Below are 22,376 nucleotides of genomic sequence, written 5' to 3' on the forward strand. Positions count from 1 at the left end.
CGGAGACGCTTTCATGGACCTGAACCGCCGAGACCTCTTGATGACCTCTACCGCCACCCTGGGCGGCGCCCTGGCCGCCGGCTGCGCCAGCGTGACCGCTACCCCGTCCCAGCCCACGCCGTTTTCGCTGAGCGTGCCGGCCGTGCCCATCGCCGGCAGCCGCGAAGTCTTTCCCGTGCACCGCATCTACTGCATCGGCCGCAACTACGCAGCCCATGCGCGCGAGATGGGGTCCGACCCCACGCGCGAGCCGCCCTTCTTCTTCCAAAAGCCCAACGACGCGGTGCAATTCGTGCCGCCGGGCACCACGGTGGACCACCCCTATCCCGCCCTCACCCGCAACTACCACTACGAGGTGGAGCTGGTGGCCGCCCTGCACAGCGGCGGGCGCAACATCGCGCCGGAGCACGCGCTGCAGCATGTGTACGGCTATGCCGCGGGCCTTGACATGACGCGCCGCGACCTGCAAAGCGACATGAAGGACCAGAAGAAGCCCTGGGAGATCGGCAAGAGCTTCGACCTGTCGGCCCCCATCGGGCCGATCCACCGCGTGGCCCAGACCGGCCACTTTCCCAGGGGCGCCATCACGCTGTCGGTGAACGGCACGGTCAAGCAAAGCGCCGATCTGGCGCAGATGATCTGGAGCGTGGCCGAGCAGATCAGCAACCTGTCGCAGGCGTTCGAGCTGAAGGCCGGCGACCTGATCTACAGCGGTACGCCCGAGAACGTGGGCGCCGTGGTGCGGGGGGACCTCATGGTGGCGCACATCGACGGCCTGCCCGACCTCTCGCTGCGCGTGGTCTGAAACGGGCCGCAGCGGCGCCGAGCAGGCGTTTGCGGGCCGACTGGCGTGGCGGTGGCACACTGCCCCGCCATGACTTCGCCTTCCGCTCCTGAGCCGCGCCGCGGGTGCGCGGCACGCGCCGTGGCCGCCCTCGTGGCGCATGCCGCCTCCCTGTCCCGCCGGGTGGTCCTGCCGCTGCTGGGCCTGGCCGCCGGGCTGACCCAGGCGGCGGGCCTGCGCATGATCGAGGTGCCCGCCGATGCCCAGGGCCCGGCATTGCGCGGCGCGATCTGGACGCCCTGCGCCACGCCGCCGGGGCCCGTCGGCATCGGCCCGCTCACCCTGGAGGCGATGCGCAACTGCCCCGTGCAGGGCGCACCGCTGCCGCTGGTCATCGTCTCGCATGGCTCGGGCGGCTCCGCCTTCAGCCACCACGACACGGCCGCGGCGCTGGCCGATGCGGGCTTTGCCGTCGCGGCCATCAGCCACCCGGGCGACAACGCGCAGGACCTGAGCCGCCAGGGCAGGCTCTCCGCCTTCGCCACGCGGCCGGCCGACATGCGGCGGCTCACCGATTACCTGCTGGGCGCCTGGCCCGGCCACGCCGAGCTGGACTTCGGGCGCATCGGCTTTTTCGGGTTCTCGCGCGGCGGCACCACGGGGCTCGTGGCCCTGGGCGCGGTGCCGGACTTCACCCAGCGCCCCGAGCTGTGCCCGGCCGGCTCGCCCATCCCGCTGTGCACCGAGATCCGCAACCGCTCCTGGCCCGCGGTGCCCGCGCCGGACCCGCGCATCCGCGCCGCGGTGATCGCCGACCCACTGAACTTCTTCACCCCCGAGACACTGCAGGCCGTGAAGGCCCCCGTGCAGCTGTGGGCCTCCGCGCTGGGCGGCGATGGCGTCACGCCCGGCAGTGTCGAGGCCCTGCGCCGCGCGCTGCCGGCCGCCCCCGAATGGCATGGGGTGCCCCAGGCGGGGCATTTCGCGTTCCTCGCGCCCTGCTCCGCCTCCCTGGCCGAGCGGCTGCCCGCCCTTTGCCGCGATGCGCCCGGCTTCGACCGCATCGCCTTCCATGCGGCGTTCCACCGCGAGGTGATCGCGTTCCTGCGCCGGCAGTTGGCGCCGGCCGGAGCCGGCGGCCCTTCGGCACGCTAGGGGCGGGCGCAGCCGCGCCCAGCGCCAAGTGGCCATGGGACAATCGCACGCTGTTTTTGGTCGTTCTTTCCTTGGAACGGGCCCGTCCGGCCCTCAAGCCCCCATGCCTGCCAGCCCCCGCACCTTCACGCTCAGCGATTTCGACTTCACGCTGCCACCGCAGCTCATTGCCCAACACCCCGCCCCCGAACGCAGCGCCTCGCGCCTGCTCGATGGCCGCAGCACCGAGCCGGCCGACCGGGTCTTTCGCGACCTGCCCGGGCTGCTGCGCGCGGGCGACCTGCTGGTGTTCAACGACACGCGCGTGGTCAAGGCCCGCGTGTTCGGCGAAAAGGCCAGCGGCGGCAAGCTGGAACTGCTGATCGAGCGCGTGCTGACCGGCAACGAGGTGGTGGCCCATATGAAGGTGAGCAAGAAGCCCCTGCCCGGCGCCGTGGTGCACCTGGCGGGCGGGTTGGCCGGTGGCGGCTTCGACGCCACGCTGCTGTCGCGCTGGCCCGAGGACGACGGCCCGCTGTTTCGCTTCGCGCTGCGGGGCCCCGCGGGCGAGCCCCCCTACGACCTGATGGAGCGGCACGGCCACCTGCCGCTGCCGCCCTACATCGAGCGGCACCAGGAGGGCGGCGACGATCCCGATGCGGCCGAGGACGCGCAGCGCTACCAGACCGTCTTCGCCCGCGCCCCCGGCGCCGTGGCCGCGCCCACGGCGGCGTTGCACTTCGATGCCGGCGTGCTGGCCGACCTGGAGGACCGCGGCGTGGAGCGCGCCAGCGTCACGCTGCACGTGGGGGGCGGCACCTTCCAGCCCGTCAAGACCGAGAACCTGGCCGAGCACCAGATGCACAGCGAGTGGTACGAGGTGCCCCTGGCCACGCTGGCCGCGCTGGAGCGCTGCCGCCAGCGCGGAGGCCGCGTGGTGGCGGTGGGCACGACGACCGTGCGCACGCTCGAATCGTGGGCGCTGAGCGGCCAGGCCACGGGCGACACACGGATCTTCATCACGCCCGGTTTCGGCTTCCGGGTGGTGGACGTGCTGGTCACCAATTTCCACCTGCCCAAGAGCACGCTGATGATGCTGGTGAGCGCCTTCGCGGGCTACGAGCATGTGATGGGCCTGTACCGCCACGCCATCGCGCAGGGATACCGCTTCTTCAGCTACGGCGACGCCATGCTGCTGCAGCGCCCCCAGCCGGCGCACTGAACGCGGGGCCGCACGCGCCGTGACGCCCCACCCGCAGACGCCGCCTGCGCCGCTGCACGCCCTGCGCAGCCGCAGCGCCGCCGTGGCGGGCATCGGCCTCACCGTGGGCGCCTGCGCGTGCTTCGCGGTGCTGGACGCCACCACCAAATGGGTCAGCGCCGCCGTGCCGCTCTTCATGGCGCTGTGGCTGCGCTACCTGTTCCAGGCGCTGCTGACCACGGTGTTCGTGCTGCAGCGCGAAGGCGTGGCCGTGCTGCGCACCACGCAGCCGCGGTTCCAGGCGCTGCGCGCGGTGCTGTTCGCCGCCACGAGCCTGTTCGGGTTCATCAGCATCCAGCACCTGCCGCTGGCCGAGTTCACCGCCATCGTGGCGGCCACGCCGCTGTGCGTGACCCTGGTGGCCGCGCTGTGGCTGCACCAGCGCGTGAGCGCGCCGCGCTGGGCGCTGGTGGCCCTGGGGCTGGCGGGCACGATGGCCATCATCCGCCCGGGGGGCGAATCCTTCACCTGGGCCATGCTGTGGCCGCTGTGCCTGCTGGCGACCGGCACGGGCTACCAGGTCATCAGCAGCAAGATGGCCGGGCACGAGAGCCCCGCCACCACGCAGCTCTATACCGGCTGGCTGGCGGCGGCCCTGGTGTCGCTGGGCGTGCCGTTCGTCTGGACCGACATCGCGGACCCGTGGCTCTGGGCCGGCATGTTCGCGATGGGCCTGTCGAGCGCCGTGGGGCACATGCTGCTTTTGACGGCCTATGCGCGCACGACGCCGGTGACCATCGCGCCGTTCCTGTACAGCCAGATCGGCTTTGCGATGCTGGCCGGCTGGTTGCTGTTCCGGCACGTGCCGGATGCCTGGTCGCTGGCCGGCATCGCAGCCATCGTGCTCAGCGGGGCGGCCAGCGCCTGGCTCACGGTGCGCGAGACGCGCTGAAACGGCGGTTTGGGGGTTTTGATGCCCACGCCGCCGTATTGATTGCCTGTCTTGCTATTTATTTGATAGCAAATTAAAAGGCAGCGGCGTGCCCGTCCTTGCGCGGGTCCGAGCCCGCGATGTAGATGCCGCCCTCGCGCAGCACGAGCTGGGCGCCGCCGAAGGCGAACACGCCGTGGCCCGACTCCACGGTGACCTCATGCCCCCGCGCGCGCAGCTCGGCCAGCACGGCGGGATCGAACCCCGGCTCCACGGCCACGCCCCGTCCGCCGGTGACCCGCCAGCGCGGCGCATCGGCGGCGGCCTGCGGGTTCTGCCCGTAGCGCAGCACGCGCAGGGCCATCTGCACATGGCCCTGCGACTGCATGGGACCGCCCATGACGCCGAAGGCCATGCGCGGCGTGCCGTCGGCATGCATGGCGAAGGCCGGAATGATGGTGTGCGAGGGGCGCTTGCGCGGGCCCACCTCGTTGGCATGGCCCGGCACCAGGCTGAAGCCGTGGCCCCGGTTCTGCAGGCTGATGCCCGTGCCCGGCACCACCACGCCCGATCCGAAGCCCATGTAGTTGGACTGGATGAACGACACCATCATCCCCGACGCATCGGCGGCCGCCAGGTACACCGTGCCGCCGCGGCGCGGTGCGCCATGGCCGGGATCGCCCGCGCGCGCCGGGTCGATGTGCAGCGCACGCTCGCGCAGGTAGGCCGGCTCCAGCAGGTCGCGCGGCGCCACGCGCATCGCGTCGATGTCGGCGTTGTGTTCGTACAGGTCGGCCAGCGCGAGCTTCATGGCCTCGATGCTGGCGTGCACCGTCTCCACGTCGTCCACGGGCCGAGTGCCGATGCCCACGGCGTCGAGCAGCCCCAGCGCGATCAGCGCGGCGATGCCCTGGCCGTTGGGCGGGATTTCATGGACGACCGCATCGCCGAACGGCTGGCTCACCGTGCCCACCCAGTCGGCCTGGTGCGCGGCGAGGTCGTCCTCGGTCATCGCGCCGCCATTCGCCTGCGCGTGGGCGGCCATCTGGCGGGCCAGCGTGCCGCGGTAGAAGGCCTCGCCGCCGGTTTCGGCGATCCGCTCCAGCGTGCGGGCATGCGCTTCGCTGCGGAAGATCTCGCCCGCGCGCGGCGCCCGCCCGCCGGGCATGAAGCACTCCGCGAAACCCGGCTGGGCGCCCAGCCGGTCCGCCCCCAGCGCCCACTGCGTGGCGATGATGGGCGAGACGGGAAAACCGCCGCGCGCGTATTCGATGGCGGGCTGCGCCAGTTGCGCGAACGGCAGCTTGCCCAGCCGCTTCGACAGCGCGACCCAGGCCGAGACCGCGCCGGGCACGGTCACGGTGTTCCAGCCGGACTCGGGAATGCCGCCGCGCTGGGCGAAGTACCCGGGCGTCCAGGCCGCCGGCGAGCGGCCCGAGGCATTGAGTCCGTGCAGTTCCTTGCCATCCCACACGATGGCGAAGCCATCGCTGCCGATGCCGCAGCCCGTGGGCTCCACCACGGTCAGCGCCATGGCCGTGGCAATGGCCGCGTCCACCGCATTGCCGCCGGCCATCAGCATGCGCAGCCCGGCCTGGGCGGCCAGGGGCTGCGAGGCGGACACGATGTTGCGGCCCATGACGGGGCTGCGCTGCGAGGCATAGGGCTGGCCCCAGTCGAGGGCGGTGGCGTTCGGTGGGGGCGCTTGGGTCATGTCTTGTCTCCTTGGGTTGGGGAAGGCGCTCGGGGCGGGCTCATTGTTCCAGGGTGATCTTGCGCTCGCGGATCACGGCGGCCCAGCGCGCGCTGTCGGCCTGCACCATGGCCGCGAACTGCGCCGCCGTGCTGGGCCGGGCCGGCTCGACGCCCAGCTTGGCGAGGCTGGCGACGACGTCCGGGGACTGCATGGCCTTGGCGAAGGCCTGGTGGATGCGCTCCACCAGCGCGGGCGGCGCGCCGGCCGGCGCGTACACGCCGAACCAGGTCACCGACGAATAGCCGGGCAGGCCGGACTCCGCCAGCGTGGGCAGTTCGGGCGCGAGCGCGCTGCGCTGCTCGCTGGTCACGGCCAGGGCCCGCAGGCGGCCGCTCTTCACATGGGGCATGCCGGTGGGAATCGAGTCGAACAGCACATGCACCTGGCCCGTCGCCAGGTCGGCGATCGACTGGGCCGTGCCCTTGTACGGCACGTGCGTCATCTCGATGCCGGCCTGCGCGCTGAAGGCCGCGGCGTTCAGGTGCACGATGGTGCCGTTGCCGCTGCTGGCGTAATTGAGCCGGCCGGGGTGCGCCTTGGCGTAGGCGATCAGGTCCGCCACCGATTTGACCGGCAGCGAGGGCGTGACCAGCAGCACGCTGGCGGCGTCCGCCACATGGGCGACGGGCGTGAAATCCTTGCGCGGGTCATAGGCCAGGCGCGGCATCAGGTGGGGCGAGATCGCGTGCGTGCTGCTGGTGGTCAGCAGCAGCGTGTAGCCGTCGGCCGGGGCCTTGGCGGCTTCGGCCGCGCCGATGGTGCCGCCCGCGCCGGGCCGGTTGTCCACCACCATCTGCTGGCCCAGGTCCTGCGACACGCGCTGCGTGACCACGCGCGCCACCAGATCGGTGGCCCCGCTGGCCGGAAACGGCACGATCACGCGCACGGGGTGGCTGGGCCAGGACTACGCCAGGGCCCCGCCGGCCATCGCGGCGAGCGACAGCGCAGCGAGCAGGCGACGGCTGAATTTCACAAAGGGCATGGGGCACTCCGATCGGGCAAGCGGCAAAAGGGGCCATCTTAGGAATCGGCGTGCCCGCTGACCAACAGCAATTCGGCAATGCCCTTTGCCGCAACGGCAAAGCACTCGATACTTTGCACCTTCCCGAGCAAACCCTTCGGAGCCTTCCGCGCCTTCTCCGCCATGCGAGCCCACCTGCTGCAAGACACCGCCCTGCGCTACTTCCTGGAAGTGGCGCAATGCGGATCGCTGACCGAAGCCTCCGCCCGGCTGCACGTGGCCGCATCGGCCCTGAGCCGCCAGATCGCGGGGCTGGAGGCGCAGCTGGGCACGCCGCTGTTCGAGCGGCACCCGCGCGGCATGGTGCTGACGGCGGCCGGCGAGATCCTCGCCACGCATGCTCGGCGCGCCGGGCTGGACGCCGAGCGCGCAATGGGCGAGATCGGCGCGCTGCTCGGGCTGCGGGCGGGCCAGGTGCGCCTGGCCACCTCCGATGTCTTCGCCAACGAGCTGGTGCCGCGGCTGTGCGTGGACTTCCAGCGGGACCATGCAGGCATCCGGTTCACGGTGACGGCGCTGCCCACCGCCCAGGTGCCGGAGGCCGTGCGCACGGGCGTGGCCGACATCGGCCTGTGCTTCAGCCGTGCGCCGCAGCCCGGCATCCAGGTGGCCCACCGCCAGAGCGCGCCCGTGCTGGCCATGCTGCCGCCCGGGCACCCGCTGGCCGGCGCCGGCCCCGTGAGCCTGGTGCAGATGGCCCGGTACCCGCTGGCCCTGCCGCCGCCGGAGACCATCGTGCGCCAGATGATCGACATCGTGTGCAGCCGCCAGGGCCTGCAGCTGGAGCCCGTTCTGGTCAGCAACCACGCCCGCACGGTGCTGGAGTTCGTGGCGCACGGCGGCGGCGTGTCGGTGTCGAGCGAAGTCGCCACGCGCCATGCCATGGCCGCAGGCGCCATCGTGGCGCGGCCCCTCGGCGACCCGGGCCTGGACCTGCGCGACATCGAAGTGCAGACCCTCGCCGGCCGCGCGCTGCCCGTGGCCGCACAGGCCTTTCTGGAGCGGCTGAAAGAACAGTTGGCGGGATGGTGACGGACTGCAGCGCAGGCCGAGGGATCAGCCGGGGGCCATGCGGTGCTGCAGTGCCTTCAGCACCTCGGCGTCCAGCCTGCCCCGGTGCACGCTGTGCAGGGCGTCGTTGAGCAACTCCCAGGTCGGCCCCTTGCCCCGCTGATCGGCAGTTTTCACATGAAACGCGTCCAGGGCTTCGAAAGGCACGGTGCGGCACGCCTCGGCCGTGATCGGCGCCTTGGCATGCAAATGCACGTAGAGCGCGGGCGCGGGCCGGCCATCCGCCAGCTTTCCCGTATCGATCTTCACTTCGAACAGGGTGCCGTGGCGGTGGTCGGGGTCGCCTTGCGATGGCAGCTTGCGGGGAGCGCCGATCCGCAAAGCCGGCCCTTGCGCCTCGGCGTCCGTCGCCATGTTGAGCAGGTGCGACACGTGCTTCAGGTCCGGGTACGGAAAGGTCTTGATCAGATCGGCCCCGATGGCATCGACGGACCGGTGCAGTCCCTCGATCGCCGCGATGCGCTCATTCAGCGCCCGGAGCGCGTCCGAGACCGATGGCATCCCCGCCACGCCCGCCGCCGCCAGTTGCTCGCGCCTGGCCCGCCACTGCCCCCGTACGCCGAACCATCCATCGAGCGTTTGCCGCATCTGCCGCGCGGCGCTCAGCGGCTCGGTGCGCGGGTCCATCTCTGCGCTGATCGCAGAAGCGTCCTTGTGCATCGATTCGGCTAGCGCCAACAAGTCGCCAGGCCCGCGCAGCCTGTCGAGCTTTGGCGCAGGGAACGTTTTCAGACGCTCCTGGGCCAGCTCCAGCACGACCGCCTGATGCAGGGACAGCGCAGGGGCAGTCTCCTGAGCCGCCTTGTTGCGCGCGAAGGCTTTGCGTGCCTTGCCCGTACCGGAGCGCTTGGGCCGCGTTGCGGAAGCGGAACCGGACGCGGCGGTTTCTTCTAACACCGAATCGCTCTGCGCATCGTCGTCCGGCAACGCTGCGGTTTCGCGTCGCGTCGGATGTCCCAGGAATGTGTTGCCTTCCAGCAGCTTGCCAACGGTGTAGGAGACTTTGTGGGCGTTCAGCACCGCATCGCACTGCTGGGCCAGCGCGCCGATGGCGGCTACCAGCCGCTTGGCGAAGTCGAGAACGCCGGACTGCGAAGCACCGGTTTCGGTGTCGAAGTGGCGACTCGCAAGCACGATGAATGTCTCGGCGTGCTCACGCAAAAGCAAAGCGCCGTTTTCCATGCGGCTCACCATCGGTTGCTGCCGGGGGATGCGGGCGTCCTGCAGCAGGTCGATTGCAGGGGCGTCCGACAGGTTTGCCGCACAGGTCAGCAGTGCGACGGTCTCTCGCAGAAGCTCCGTGCTATTCAAGCCTTCTGCAACCACCATGCGATTGCCCAGTGTCCAGATCTGCTCCTTGTGCAGATCGAACGCTCTCATCCGCAGATTCGTGAGCGTGAGGATGGCCTCCTTCAAGTTCTCGGTCATCGTCGGATAGGCCTTGAGATGGGCGGGCGCACTCAGGTTTTCGATCGCCTCGGAAGTCGCACGGAGATAGGGTTCGATCGCCTCGACGGCGAAATCAACCTGACCGAGGTAGGCATGCAGGTCGCGGTCCAGCGCTGGCAGGTCCACCGGCTCCGAGCGCGCCTGGAGCATGCGCTGCGAAAGCGAGTAGCCTGCCTTGGCAGGCAATGGAGGAAGGTAGCCCACCAAGGTGGCGGCCAGCGCTGCGCGCTTGTTGTAGAGGGCCACGAACGATGTTCGTCCGTCCTCACCGGCCCGGTGAAATTCGGTCATCTCCTTGAAGGCCGCAATGCCGCGATCTGCCGACTGAAAGGCCGTCCACAACGTGCGCTGCTGTTTCTCGACCGTGACGAGCCCGCGCGTCCAAAGCTGGTCGAAAGTACGGAGATAAGCCATTGCACCGTCAACCGTCTGGGCGGCGGCCATGGCTGCCTGCTTTTTTTCGTGTTTCTCAAGCTGCTGTTGCTGCGCCGGCGTCGGTACCCGCTGCGCGGGCAACTGCGCACGGGGCGCAGGCGCCCCATGGCTCGCCGCGGCGCCGCTGGACCGGGGGACAAGGCACTCCGTCAAGTGACTGGATGGGCTGGCCGACACGCTGGCATGCTGGTCGTCAGCGGGCACTGCCGCCTGATCCTGCACAGCGCGATGGCCGCGGTCGTTCCGAGAGGTGCCTGCCGATTGCACGCGTTCGCCGGACACGGGCCTACCCTTCTAACGCGATAGGCAAGGGCTGCAAACTCATGCCTTCATGGACTTTTGCAGATCCACCAGCACCTGGTCCGTCAAAGCGCCACGGTGCACTGGTCCTAGCAACGCGGCATTGAGGGCTTCCCACTTGGGGCCCAGCGCGCGCTGTTCGGCCGTTTTGACATGCACTGCCGCCAGCTCTCCGGGGGAGATATTGGCGATGGCATCGGTTCCCACCACGTTCTTGGTATGGAAGTGCACATAGAGAGGTGCCGCTGGCTGCCCGTTCGACAGTGGCTTCACGGCAAGGCGCACTTCGAACAGCGTGCCGTGATCGCCATCCGGATCGCCATCGGACCGGAGCTTCCTGACCGCTCCGTCCGGCACCGCATCGCCGGAGTTCAGCAACATCGACACATGGTTTGCCTGCGGAAGCGCGTATTGCTTCACGAGATCGATTTCGAAGGTGCTGACCTGGTCGTGCAAGGACCGCACTTGCACAGCGCGCTCGGCCACTTCCTTTTGCAACTCGACCGTTTTAGGGTCCAGCTCCACACCGGTCAAATCTTCGAGTTGCTTGCTTCGTTGAGCCCAGATGCCGGGCTGCCCGAACCGGTCCGCCAGCGCGCGACGCATCGCCTGCCCGGCATTGATGGGATCGGTGCCGGCATCGAGCGCGGCTCGGATTTCCTTCAGATCCTGCTTCATCGGCAATCCCAAAGCGAAGAAGTCGAAGCGCGCTCCGGACGGCACCACTGGCGGCTTTCGAAATTGGTTGACCCGTGCTTGCGCCAGTTCGATGTGGACCTGCTGCTCCACCGACAAGCCAGGCTTCGAAGCCAGAGCGGCCGATGGCGTCGGTGCGGTTTGCGCGGATTTTGAATTCCGGCGGGATTTGCGGCTGGGCTTGGACGACTCCGCCTGAGCGGCCTGCTCGGAGGCTGCGGCCTCCTGCGCTGACGCGGCAGGCTCTTCCGGCTCGATCGGATCTTCATGCTCGGTCAATTTCTGACCATTCATCGTGACGTTATTGACGTCATTGACGTCATGAATGCGCCCGGCCATCTGCGGCGACAGCTTGTACGCGTTCAGCACCTCGCCGATCTCGCTGGTCAGCAGCCGGATGCTTGCCGCCATTTCCAGCGCCGCCTTGCCGACCGGCGATGCGGCCAGATCCTGGTCAGGAGGCAGATTCCGGGTCGCCGCCATGAGGTGATCATGCGCGTGGCGCTCCAGTACCTTCACGTAGTTCTGCAGCCACGCCTGTTTGCGGGGCAGGGGCCCGACGCGCGCGTCCTGCAGCAGGTCAACGACGCTGCGCATGCTCACGACATCGCCAACGAGCTCTTTCTGCATTTCCCGTGTTTGGGCGCTCACGCTTTCTGCCTCGTCAGCCAGCGTCAACATGATGACGCTCAGCATGACCCGATCCACGTGCGAATTGATGGCGATGAGCCGGCTCTGGGCAGTGCCCATGACCGCGGCCCTGAGCGTGTTGGCGGCGTCGGCCGTCGATTCGAACGCTTCCCGCTTTCCAAGCGACTGCATGGTTTCCGCCAAGGCCACGGCATAGGGCTTCAGCTCTTTGAGTTGCACATCTGTCTGTTCGACATAGCCAGTCCACAATGCCTGGGCGCTCGCCATGTCAGGATAAGAAAGAAGCTTCTCCACCAGCGGATGGACGTCGATTTTGGGCGTCGTCATGAGCACGCGATAGGCAGACATCGTCCGCTGCTGCTCGATGAAAATCGGATAAAGCGGACCCAGCTCTTGCGACTGGGCCATCGTCAGTTTGCCCAGCGCCTCCATGGCGGGCTGGGCTTTCTGAAAAGCACGGGACGAGATCATGCGCACTGCCGGCGCGTGAGTCGCCATCGACATCGAGTCCGCTGTCTTGTGATATTGCTGAAGATACGGAACCGCATTGTCGATGATCGCACCCGCCGCCTGGGCTGCGGGCGACGGGCGCGACAAAGCCGTCGCCGCGACACTGCGCCGCTCAGGCGCGTTGCCACGGGGGCGCGGTGCTGCAGCGCTGGAAGATCTGCCGGCCTCGGCCCCGCCACGCGGGCGCAACGTGTCCGAAGGGCCGCCCTGGTGAACCGCGCTGCCACTCTGCCTTCCTGCCGGTGGTCTGGCCGGCGGAGCGGCACCCTGCGAAGGCGGCGTGGTGGCAGGACGGGACGGTGCCCCTGCGGCATGGCCGCGACGGTTCACATTTCCTGTGGGCATGAAAAACCTTGACGCAGTAAAAATCTACAGCCTGAACGATGGCTGAGGTACTGCGGAAAGGCTCTCAAAACCCGAAGCGGCTCAAGGGCTGGCGAATCCCCCATTGGCAAAGCGTGGGCAGCCGCCCAGCCCTCACGCCGCGGCTACTTCTCGGCGTGCTGCTGGCGAAACTCCCGCGCCTTGCCGAAGTGCCCGCACCCGATGAAAGGCACGGGCGGGCGCAGCGCGGACAGCGGCGAAGGGTGGTTGGCGGTGAGAACCAGGTGGCCCCGGTCGCCCGGAATCCACACGCGCTTGGATTGGGCGTGCGAGCCCCACAGCATGAACACCACCGGCCGCTCGCCCTCGGCCACATGGCGGATCACCGCGTCGGTCAGTTCCTCCCAGCCCTTGCCGGAATGGCTGGCGGCCTGCCCCTCTTCCACCGTGAGGCAGGTGTTGAGCAGCAGCACGCCGTTCTTGGCCCACTTGGCCAGGCTCCCGCCCGGCTCGGGCCAGGCAGGAAAGGGGGTGCCCAGGTCGCGCTGCATCTCCTTGAAGATGTTGCGCAGCGAGGGCGGCAGCTGCACGCCGGGCGCCACCGAAAACGCGAGGCCCTCGGCCTGCCCGCGGCCGTGGTACGGGTCCTGCCCCAGGATGACCACGCGCACGGACTGGGGCGGCGTCAGCTCCAGCGCACGCAGCGGCCGGGGCGGGAAGATGGCGGCACCATCCGCCAGCCGCGCCTTCAAGAACGCCAGCAGCGCCTGCCCCCGCGCACCGGCGAAAAACGCATCCACCAGCGGCTGCCATGCGGGCGCGACCGGCCAGTCGGCAGGATCGGCGCTCTGCAGCTGGGTCGGTGGCACGGCAGAATCATTCATGGTCAAAACAGCCTCCAGCGCAATATTATCTAGGGCATATTGCTACTAAATTTATAGCACCCACTCTGTCAGCCAAACAGCTGGGCCAGCGCCTCGCCCGGCTCCGGCGCGCGCATGAAGGCTTCGCCGACGAGAAACGCATTCACGCCCGCGTCGCGCATCTGCCGCACGTCGGCGGGCGAGAGAATGCCCGACTCGGTCACCAGCAGGCGGTCGGCCGGCACGTTCTTTTGCAGCGCCAGGGTGGTCGAGAGCGACACCTCGAAGGTGCGCAGGTTGCGGTTGTTGATGCCCACCAGCGGCGTGCGCAGGCGCAGCGCCCGGTCCAGCTCGGCGCCGTCGTGCACCTCCACCAGAACCGCCATGTCCAGGCTGCGGGCGATGGCCTCGAAGTCGGCCATCTTCGCATCGTCCAGGCAGGCCGCGATCAGCAAAATGGCATCGGCGCCCATGGCCCGCGATTCGTAGATCTGGTAGGCGTCCACCATGAAATCCTTGCGCAGCACCGGCAACTGGCAGCTGGCCCGCGCCTGCTTCAGGTAGTCGGGCTGGCCCTGGAAGAACTGCCGGTCGGTCAGCACCGACAGGCACGCCGCGCTCACCTTGCCGTCGCCCTCGGCATAGCTCTGGGCGATGTCGGCGGGAATGAAATCCGCGCGCAGCACGCCCTTGGACGGGCTGGCCTTCTTGACCTCGGCGATCACCGCCGCCTGGCCCTTGGCTATTTTTGCGCGCAGGGCCGCTTCAAAGTCGCGCGTGAGCACACGGCTTTCCGCATCGGCGCGAATGGCCGCCAGCGGCGTTTTCTTTTGCGCCGCCGCGATTTCCTCGCGCTTGACGGCAATGATCTTGTTCAGGATGTCACTCATGTCGAAAACCTTCTCCGGCTCCTAGAGCCCCTTTTGCATCGATGGACGAACGCGGCGGGCACCCGGCCCTCCGCGGCAGTGCGACCCCTCAGCCCGCCGCCAGCGCATGGGTGCGCGCAACCAGCTGCTCCAGCTTGGCCAGTGCCGCGCCGCTGGCGATGGCCGTGCGCGCGCGGACGATGCCGTCCGCGATGGAATCGGCCACGTTGGCGGCATACAGCGCCGCGCCGGCGTTCAGGCAGACGATGTCCTGCGCCGGGCCCGGCTGGCCGCGCAGCACGCCCAGCAGCACCTCGCGCGACTGCTCGGGGGAGTCCACCTTCAAGGTGCGGTTGCTGGCCATGGCCATGCCGAAGTCCTCGGGGTGGATTTCGTACTCGGTGATCTCGCCCTTTTTCAGCTCGCCCACCAGCGTGGCCGCGCCCAGGCTGACCTCGTCCATGCCGTCGCGGCCATAGACCACCACGGCATGTTCGGCGCCCAGGCGCTGCAGCGCGCGCACCTGGATGCCCACCAGGTCCGGGTGGAACACGCCCATGAGGATGTTGGGCGCGCCCGCGGGGTTGGTGAGCGGCCCGAGGATGTTGAACAGCGTGCGCACGCCCATTTCCTTGCGCACCGGCGCCACGTTCTTCATCGCGGGGTGGTGGTTGGGCGCGAACATGAAGCCGATGCCCACGTCGGCGATGCAGCGCGCGATGGCCTCGGGCGGCAGGTTGATGTGCACGCCCAGCGACTCCATCACGTCGGCGCTGCCGCTCTTGCTGGAGACGCCGCGCCCGCCGTGCTTGGCGGTCTTGGCGCCGGCGGCGGCGGCCACGAACATCGCGCAGGTGGAGATGTTGAAGGTGTTGGCGCCATCGCCGCCCGTGCCCACGATGTCCACCATGTGCGTGGTGTCGGGCACGTGGACCTTGTTGGAGAACTCGCGCATGACCTGCGCGGCGGCGGCGATCTCGCCGATGGTTTCCTTCTTGACGCGCAGGCCGGTCACGATGGCCGCCGTCATCACGGGCGACAGCTCGCCGCGCATGATGAGGCGCATCAGGTGCAGCATCTCGTCATGGAAGATTTCGCGGTGCTCGATGGTGCGCTGCAGCGCTTCCTGAGGGGTGATGGACATAGTGTTTCCTCGAATGAAGCTCAGGCTCCGGGCCGCTCGGAGAGCGCAAGCCGGATGCCGAAACCGATGAACATCGCACCGGCCACGCGGTCCAGCCAGTGCATGCCTTGCTGGATCGCACCTTGGCGGCGGGCCATCCAGGCAGCCGCCAGCGCCCAGCCGGCATTGACCGGAATGGCGTTGATGTTGAACAGCACACCCAGCAGCACGAAGGCCCAGGCCTTGTTCTCGGTGCCCGGCGCGATGAACTGGGGCACGAAGGCCAGAAAGAAGATGGCCACCTTGGGATTGAGCACGTTGGTCCAGAATCCGCCCAGGAACACCTTCTTCAGCGACGCAGGCACCGCAGGCGCAGCGCGCCCGGCAGCCAGGCCCGCCAAATCGCCCGCATCGCCCGCATCCCCGGGGGCCTTGGACCACAGCATGCGAACGCCCATCCACAGCAGGTAGGCCGCGCCCACCCACTTGAGCGCCGTGAAGGCGGTGGCCGATGCGGCCAGCAGCGCGCCCACGCCCACCGCTGCCGCGACGATGTGCACGAAGCACCCGGCGGTGATGCCGAAGCCCGCGACGAGCCCTGCGCGCACGCCGGACTTGAGGGCGTTCGTGACGATGTAGAGCACGTCCGGCCCCGGGGTGAGGTTGAGCAGCCACCCTGCCGCGATGAACAGGAGCAGCTGGTGCGTCTCGATCATGGCCGCGCCTGCAGGAAGTTGCGCAGCATGGCGTGCCCATGCTCGGTGAGGATGCTTTCGGGGTGGAACTGCACGCCCTCGATGTCCAGCGTCTGGTGGCGCACGCCCATGATCTCGCCGTCGTCGGTCCAGGCGGTCACCTCCAGCACGTCCGGGCAGGTGGCCCGCTCGATGGACAGGGAGTGGTAGCGGTTCACCGTGAACCGCTCGGGCAGGCCAGCAAAAACGCCCTTCTGCGTGGTGGTGATCACGCTGGTCTTGCCGTGCATCAGCTCCTGGGCCCGAACGATGGTGCCGCCGAACGCGGCCCCGATGGCCTGGTGGCCCAGGCACACGCCCAGGATGGGCAGCTTGCCGGCGAAGTGCTTGATGGCGGCCACCGAGATGCCGGCCTCGGCCGGCGAGCACGGCCCGGGGGAAATGACGAGCCGGTCGGGCGCGCGCGCGGCGATGCCCTCCACCGTGATCTCGTCGTTGCGGAACACCTCGACCTCGGCACCCAGTTCTCCGAAGTACTGGACGATGTTGTAGGTGAAGCTGTCGTAGTTGTCGAGCATCAGGATATTCATCTGCCTAACTCATTGATTTTTTGAAAATAAACGTCATGAGGCATCCATGGGCAGGGCCATGGATATCCACATTAGCACTGGAACTGAAATCGAATGGCACCCGTCGCCATCGGAATGCCTGCTGGCGCCAGGCGGCCCATCGAGGCGCAGCAGCAGCGAGGCTCCAACCCGTTGCGCGGCGGCATGGCACCGCTTTGCGCCAAAAAACATCCTGCCGCGGGAGCGATGTAGAGGGAGATCCGGAACGAAGAAAGCCCCCAGGGCGTTCATTCGCATGGTTGGCATCAAAGCGGGGATAGGTACTGGTGGGCAAAACAACTCTCCTGTAAGGGAGCCGCCGTGCCGGAAGCGAGGAAACCAACTGCCACCGGTCAAGGCGGCAGCATGCAGTCACGGACCGCAGCGATACGCCGCTTCTACAAGAAGCGCCACCACTGAATTGCGTTGAACGGTGCGTTGCGGGTCATGATGCTTGGCCAGTCTGATCGGTAGAGAGGGTCCGGCAGCCAGGGGATGCGGATGCGAACCGATTCATGCCGGAGTGTAATGCCTCGCGTGAAGGGCGGAGCCCAGGATGGCAAGAAGGCCGAGCGAAGAAGATCCCGTGCAGCCAACGGCTGGCTTGTCGCGTGTCGCGCATCGACGCGGTGTTGCGGGCCGCCCAGGCGCACGCACGGCGGCTCGCGTGCATCGTTTCGCAACAAGGGGGGCACGAGGCGCAGCTAAACTCATCCGTCCGTCCCTCGGCAAGGAGTATCTCTGTGCAAAAAACGGTAGCGGCGACGTTGGTTCTGGCCATCTCCATGGGCCTGGGCGCATGCAAGAAACAAGACCCAACGGCGCACAGCAACGATCACACGGCATCGCCGGCGGCGACGGCCGCCAGCACTCCGCCATCACCCCCTGCGCAGGCAGCAGCCACCAGCAAAGCGTTCGAGCCGTCGAGCCTGCCGATCTCGAGCGTGCCGCTGGGCGCCTTTCCCTATATCGCGCTTCCCGACGGATATGTCGCCGCCAGCACGCCGGATGTCGCCGATTTCGATCAGGTGCCATTTTGGACAGGCGATCGCCTGGAGCCGGTGGAAGGCAAGGTCTGGTCGGCGCACATCAGCGCCGCGCAGGGCAAGACATTCTCGGATCTGGAGCTGCAGCGCAACATCGAATCCGTGGTTTCTTCGCTGGGCGGCAAGAAGATCTTCGATGGCAGGATTCCGGAAGAAGCCGGACAGAAGATCAAAGAATGGCCGCGCGATTTTGCCCTCAAGTACAACAGCGGCTTGGGCGACATCTGGAACAATCCCGCGCAGGTGTTTGTGGTCCGGCGGGCCGATCGCAACATCTGGATTCACTGGTGCAGCTACCAGTTCGGCGGCGGACTGCTCATTGCCGAGACCAAGCCGCTCGAAGTGACCGCTGGCTTGCTGCCAGCCAGCGAGCTGAAGTCGCAGATCGACAAGACTGGCAAGGTGGCATTGCACGTCAACTTTGCCACGGACAAGACCGAAATCCTTCCCGACTCGCAACCGCAGATTGAGCAGGTCGTGCAGTTGCTCAAGCGGGATGCATCGCTGAAGTTGGCCATCAACGGCTACACCGATAGCACGGGTGACCCAGCCCACAATAGGACACTGTCTGGCGGCCGGGCCAAGGCCGTTGTCGCCGCCCTTGCCGCGCAGGGCATTGATGCCGCGAGACTGTCTTCCGCTGGGTTTGGCGACGCCGATCCAGTGGCCAACAACGCCACCGAAAATGGCCGGTCGCAAAACCGCAGGGTCGAACTCGTCAAGCAGCATTAGCGTGTCCTGCGTCCCCGTCGGATCATCCGCGCATCCGTCCAGGCCCATTCCCGCGAAGGCCTGACCGGACCGATTGCCGAAGACGCCCTTCGCTCGGCGACTCGCGACATCCCGCCGCGCAGGGTAGTCGCCGCGCCCGTGAGCGCTTGCGCCATCCATCGATGGGAGGCAGCCTGGTGGCTGGCATCGTTGATGGCAAGCCGATCCACCCGTCGCCCCCCCCTTTCGCACGACGAGGCGAAGGCGGACTTGCCCCCTTGAACGCTTGGGAGGCCCGCCCGTTGGGAATGGCCCCGATCCGCGGCGGCAGCCCTTCAAACCCCCATGGCGCCCCCGCGCCGGCCCTCCAGCGCGCCCTGCCCGCGCCCCCGCACTTCGCATGGCCGCAATCCGCATCGCATACAGAGCGTTTACATACGCTTCACACGCGGAAAGTCGGAACCTCCGCGTTGGGTCATGCAACCGCCCCCTTCCACTCCAGGAAGGCCGATTGCCGTCCAGTGCATTTCTTCATCAACTGCAAGGGGTCAATCCATGGGTGCGATAAAAAACGCGTTCAAATCAATCGCGAAGGGCATTGAAAAAGCCGTTCAGGGCGTAGGGCAAATCGCCAAAGGCCTGGCAACGCTCGATTTGAAAGGGGCAGCGGCCGGTCTCAAGAAACTGGGGGAAGCGGGTGGCGATATCACCCGCGGCATCATCAACCTCACGCCGGCCGCCATGGCGGCCAACACGCTATTGGACGGAGCGCTGGACAAGGTGCTCAAGAAGGTGCAGAGCGTCGCCCAGAAAGTGGTGGACACCGCCGTGGACAGCGTCGAGGGCGGCCTCACGAGCATCAAGAAGGGCGCCGTGGGCCTGGCCAAGGGTATTGCCAAAGGCAACCTGTCCCAGGCCCTGAACGGCATCAAGGACCTGGCGCTGGGCGCCATGGAAACCGCGTCCAATTTCGGGCCCGGCGGCATCGCCAAGAACGTGGCACGGCTGGCGGTGGACTCCACCATCGACCTGGCCACGCAGGAGGTCACCAAGGTCGCGGCCAAGGCCCTGGACCCCAACGGCACCTCGATGCTGGGCGGCCTGGCGGTGGACACCATCGGGGCAGCCACCAGCGGTGGCCTCAGCGCCTCGCGCGCGGGCCGCTTCGCCGATGGCGAAAGCTTCAGCAAGGGCGCCAAAGACCTGCCCGACACGCGCTCGCCCGGCCTGCGCACGGACGGAGACGACCTGCCTGGCACGCGCACGGGCAACACGCGCCAGGATGTGGACGACGCGACCGATACGCGCCTGGCGACCAACCGCAATGGCGTGGACGATGTGTACGACACCCGCCCGACCGGCTTTCGCCAGGGCGCGCGCGACGCGGCGGAAACCGCGGCACGCGATGCAGTCGATACGGTCATCCAGAGCACCATCGACAAGCTGATGCTCAGCCTGCAGCAGACGCTGGACCCCAACAACGACTCGAATGCCGTCAGCACCGGCACGAACATGGTCGGTGGTGCGCTGCAAGACGCCGCCAGCACAGCCGTGCAGACCCGCGGACGCCGCGGCTCGGAAGGCACGCGCCAGGCGCAAGGCCCGGATGAAGTGCCTCCGCAGACGCGCCGCGAGGCCGTCAAGGAATCGGTGCAGAACTCGGTGCACAACGCGATCGACATGGCCATCCAGGCCGCAGTGCAGGCCGCCCTCTACACGCTGCTTCCGAAGCTCGGACTCGACCAGAACAGCGCACTGGCATCGCTCGGCCAAGGCGTTCTGGAGGACACGCTGTCCAACGTGAGCAGCCCGCGCAACGCGACGGGCCTGAAGTCGGGCAGCCGCCAAGTGGCCTCGGACCTCAAGCAGGGCCTGCAGAACTCCATCCAGGAAAAGCTGCTCGGCGTGGCGGACCAAGCCATCCAGGGCATCGTCGATCAGGTGATGGCCAAGGGTATGCAGGGCTTGCAGGGTACACAAGGCTTGCAGGGCCTTCAGGGCACGCAAGGCACGCAAGGCACGCAAGGCACTCAGGGTTTGCAGGGCCTTCAGAGTTTGCAAGGTTTGCAGGATTTGAAGGGCCTTCAGGGCTTGCAAGGCGCGCAAGGTTTGCAGGATTTGAAGGGCCTGCAAGGCGCACAAGGTTTGCAGGATTTGAAGGGCCTGCAAGGCGCACAAGGTTTGCAGGATTTGAAGGGCCTGCAGCCCACGGGCAACGCATTGTCGCCAAGCGGCACTGGCAACCCGCTGACCTCGGACCTGCGCGCAGGCATCCAGGACCGCATCCAGTCCGTGGTGAAGGATGTGATCGGCGGCGTGATGCAGTCGGTGATGGACACCGCCAACAAGGGCGTCGCGGCAGGGCTGTCGCTGAACAAGGGTCTGTCCCAACTGCCCCAGTTGCCCCAACTGCCCACCTCCATCACCTCCGAAACCCGCGTGTCGATCGACATGCACATGCACATCCGCGCCTGACGCGGACGCTGCTTTTTCCTCACTTCTTTTGAAAGGCAATGACCATGGACGACTCCACTGTTCACGAAGATCCCATCGCAGCCTTGGCCGTCTCCCTGGTCAACGCCATTCGCGAGAACCAGCTGGACGAGGCGGAAGCCATGCTGGAGGAGCTGAATGCGCTCAGCCCGGACACCGAGGAGTACCTGATCTTTCCGGTACTCATCGCGATCCAGCGGGGCTACACGCAAGAGGCACTGCAGTACCTGAACTCGCTGGGCGAGGACACCGCCCCGGAACTGAAGGCCCTGTGCCTGAACATCCTGGGCGATCCCACCTGGCACTACCACGCGCAAAGCTGCCTGGAGAGCTCCGACGAGCACGTGCGCAAATCCATGCGCGAGCTGCTCCAGCTGGAACCCGAACTCGCCGGCGATTTCGCGTAAGGCCTCTGCCATGCTGAAGCTCACTCCCCAGGCCGACCTGGGCGTGTTCTACGACGCGGATTCAGCCCGTTATGGCGCTGATTCCGCCAAGGACTACACGCAGACGGTCACCCGCGACGCGTTCACCGCGTTCTACGCCGAATGCCCTTCCATCGGATTCGAGTCCGATGGTGCGCCGATCGGCGGCATCCTGTTCGATGGCGAGCAGGCCCACATCGCGGTGCTGCCGCGCTACCACGGCCTCTGGGCCCTGCTGCTCAAGCCTGCACTGCAGTGGCTGTTTTCGCTGAAAAACGAGATCCTGGTCGCGGTGGAAAACGACAACCACCGCTGCCTGCGTTTCATGGAGCGCCATGGCTGGCAGCGGGTCGGCGCGCGCGGCGACGACATCATCTACCGCATCACGCCGCAGGGCGGCCTGCGCAAGACCGAGTACACGAGCCCCCGTCGCCCCGGCGTGCCAGCAGCTCGCACGACAGGCCCATCCTTCTTCGGAGCATCGCCATGCCTTCAACCTCAATGAGCGCCTCCGCCAAGCAGCCACCCCAGGCCTGGGGTGCGGGCGCGCACCGGATCGTTCCCCACGAGGGCGTGGGGGTCCGCCTGCGGCTGGTGTCGATGGTCCAGCCTCCGATTTTTCTGGACGACGGGTTTCCCCGTTCTTCCGGGCTCTGGGTGTCCAGCAACCTGCTGCTGCCCGGCTGCGAAAGCGCGCTGACGCAGCGCCACATGGCCGTGCAGGGCCTGCTGGTCCGGCTGGAAGCGCTGGCAGGCCAGGAAGGGCGCACGCTCAATCGGACCCTGCGCCTGTTCTCGGACAACCGGCTTTCGCAGGTACACGCCAGCAGCGCGGATTTCGAGCGCCTGAGCGCACCGAGTGGCCTGTCGGGCCCGGCCGGGCCTGCCGCCAGCGGCACCGAGACGGCATGCATCGACGAAGAGCGCGAATGGCTGCTGGTGGATGCGCAAAAGGGCTTTCACCCGGGTGGCGTCGCACCCTCTGCGGCATTGATCGCCGCGCTGGTGCGGCTGGCCGAAGTACCGGTGCATGCCCGCCGCCGCCTGGTCGATGCGGGTGATCCCGCAGGAACGATCGAGGCGGCCAAGCCCCTGGTGCTGGAGGCCGCGCGCGCGCTGGCGCAGCAAGGTCTGGGCGACACGAAAGTCCAGCTATCGGCGCAAGCCATCGCGTTGGCCGAGCACCTGAGCCCGGCCCACCTGATCCAGTGGCTGCTCACCGATGCGGCGCTGCCGTTTCGCGACCGCACGCTCCCCACCTGATCGGATTGCTGCGGCTC

18 protein-coding genes and 1 pseudogene are annotated in these 22,376 nt (G+C 67.8%); 10 read left to right on the plus strand and 9 right to left on the minus strand.

What is annotated here, in order from left to right:
* The first annotated feature begins 13 nt into the window (after positions 1-13).
* The 4 genes from M5C98_RS21350 (at position 14) to M5C98_RS21365 (ending at position 4,071) form a co-directional block, all read left to right on the plus strand.
* A complete protein-coding gene (locus M5C98_RS21350; RefSeq protein WP_272549441.1) occupies positions 14-805 on the plus strand; it encodes a fumarylacetoacetate hydrolase family protein in 792 nt (263 codons plus the stop codon).
* A 69-nt stretch (positions 806-874) separates the two neighbouring features.
* The gene (locus M5C98_RS21355; RefSeq protein WP_272549442.1) at positions 875-1,939 is read left to right on the plus strand and encodes an alpha/beta hydrolase family protein; all 1,065 of its coding nucleotides are present in this window, start codon (positions 875-877) and stop codon (positions 1,937-1,939) included.
* A 103-nt stretch (positions 1,940-2,042) separates the two neighbouring features.
* A complete protein-coding gene (gene queA, locus M5C98_RS21360; RefSeq protein WP_272549443.1) occupies positions 2,043-3,140 on the plus strand; it encodes a tRNA preQ1(34) S-adenosylmethionine ribosyltransferase-isomerase QueA in 1,098 nt (365 codons plus the stop codon).
* Positions 3,141-3,159: 19 nt separating this feature from the next.
* Complete coding sequence (locus M5C98_RS21365; RefSeq protein ID WP_272549444.1) at positions 3,160-4,071, plus strand: DMT family transporter; 912 nt, start codon at positions 3,160-3,162, stop codon at positions 4,069-4,071.
* Positions 4,072-4,144: 73 nt separating this feature from the next.
* Here M5C98_RS21365 and M5C98_RS21370 read toward each other — a convergent pair whose 3' ends face one another.
* The gene (locus M5C98_RS21370; RefSeq protein WP_272549446.1) at positions 4,145-5,764 is read right to left on the minus strand and encodes a gamma-glutamyltransferase family protein; all 1,620 of its coding nucleotides are present in this window, start codon (positions 5,762-5,764) and stop codon (positions 4,145-4,147) included.
* Between the two features lie 40 nt (positions 5,765-5,804).
* Positions 5,805-6,710, minus strand: a pseudogene (locus M5C98_RS21375) (Bug family tripartite tricarboxylate transporter substrate binding protein); the annotation flags it as partial.
* A 240-nt stretch (positions 6,711-6,950) separates the two neighbouring features.
* On the opposite strand from M5C98_RS21375, the gene M5C98_RS21380 reads away from it, so the two are divergent.
* Positions 6,951-7,859: a LysR family transcriptional regulator gene (locus tag M5C98_RS21380; protein ID WP_272549447.1), complete on the plus strand. Its 909-nt coding sequence runs from the start codon at positions 6,951-6,953 to the stop codon at positions 7,857-7,859.
* 24 nt (positions 7,860-7,883) lie between these two features.
* Here M5C98_RS21380 and M5C98_RS21385 read toward each other — a convergent pair whose 3' ends face one another.
* The 7 genes from M5C98_RS21385 to M5C98_RS21415 form a co-directional block, all read right to left on the minus strand.
* On the minus strand, positions 7,884-10,064 hold the full coding sequence (locus M5C98_RS21385; RefSeq protein WP_272549448.1) for a hypothetical protein: 2,181 nt from the start codon (positions 10,062-10,064) through the stop codon (positions 7,884-7,886).
* Positions 10,065-10,103: 39 nt separating this feature from the next.
* A complete protein-coding gene (locus M5C98_RS21390; RefSeq protein ID WP_272549449.1) occupies positions 10,104-12,026 on the minus strand; it encodes a hypothetical protein in 1,923 nt (640 codons plus the stop codon).
* Between the two features lie 401 nt (positions 12,027-12,427).
* Positions 12,428-13,147, minus strand: coding sequence for a uracil-DNA glycosylase (locus M5C98_RS21395; RefSeq protein ID WP_272549450.1), 720 nt, complete (start codon positions 13,145-13,147; stop codon positions 12,428-12,430).
* Between the two features lie 68 nt (positions 13,148-13,215).
* Positions 13,216-14,016: an indole-3-glycerol phosphate synthase TrpC gene (gene trpC, locus M5C98_RS21400; protein ID WP_272549451.1), complete on the minus strand. Its 801-nt coding sequence runs from the start codon at positions 14,014-14,016 to the stop codon at positions 13,216-13,218.
* Between the two features lie 88 nt (positions 14,017-14,104).
* On the minus strand, positions 14,105-15,139 hold the full coding sequence (gene trpD / locus M5C98_RS21405; RefSeq protein ID WP_272549453.1) for an anthranilate phosphoribosyltransferase: 1,035 nt from the start codon (positions 15,137-15,139) through the stop codon (positions 14,105-14,107).
* Positions 15,140-15,159: 20 nt separating this feature from the next.
* A complete protein-coding gene (locus M5C98_RS21410) occupies positions 15,160-15,834 on the minus strand; it encodes a LysE family translocator (protein ID WP_272549455.1) in 675 nt (224 codons plus the stop codon).
* Positions 15,831-16,403, minus strand: a complete 573-nt coding sequence (locus M5C98_RS21415; protein WP_272549457.1) for an anthranilate synthase component II — start codon at positions 16,401-16,403, stop codon at positions 15,831-15,833. The genes M5C98_RS21410 and M5C98_RS21415 overlap by 4 nt, the downstream gene beginning before the upstream one ends.
* A gap of 629 nt (positions 16,404-17,032) precedes the next feature.
* Between M5C98_RS21415 and M5C98_RS21420 the strand changes: the two genes are divergently transcribed.
* The 5 genes from M5C98_RS21420 (at position 17,033) to M5C98_RS21440 (ending at position 22,359) form a co-directional block, all read left to right on the plus strand.
* Positions 17,033-18,199 carry an OmpA family protein gene (locus M5C98_RS21420; RefSeq protein ID WP_272549459.1) on the plus strand — a complete coding sequence of 389 codons (1,167 nt, stop codon included), beginning with the start codon at positions 17,033-17,035 and terminating at the stop codon, positions 18,197-18,199.
* Between the two features lie 534 nt (positions 18,200-18,733).
* Positions 18,734-20,653, plus strand: a complete 1,920-nt coding sequence (locus M5C98_RS21425; RefSeq protein ID WP_272549461.1) for a hypothetical protein — start codon at positions 18,734-18,736, stop codon at positions 20,651-20,653.
* A gap of 44 nt (positions 20,654-20,697) precedes the next feature.
* Entirely contained in the window at positions 20,698-21,078 is a 381-nt protein-coding gene (locus tag M5C98_RS21430) for an HrpB1 family type III secretion system apparatus protein (protein ID WP_272549463.1), read from the plus strand.
* A 10-nt stretch (positions 21,079-21,088) separates the two neighbouring features.
* Positions 21,089-21,601: a GNAT family N-acetyltransferase gene (locus tag M5C98_RS21435; protein WP_272549464.1), complete on the plus strand. Its 513-nt coding sequence runs from the start codon at positions 21,089-21,091 to the stop codon at positions 21,599-21,601.
* Positions 21,583-22,359, plus strand: coding sequence for a hypothetical protein (locus tag M5C98_RS21440; RefSeq protein WP_272549465.1), 777 nt, complete (start codon positions 21,583-21,585; stop codon positions 22,357-22,359). The genes M5C98_RS21435 and M5C98_RS21440 overlap by 19 nt, the downstream gene beginning before the upstream one ends.
* Positions 22,360-22,376: the final 17 nt, after the last annotated feature.

Source organism: Acidovorax sp. NCPPB 3576 (assembly GCF_028473605.1).
Taxonomy (GTDB): domain Bacteria; phylum Pseudomonadota; class Gammaproteobacteria; order Burkholderiales; family Burkholderiaceae_C; genus Paracidovorax.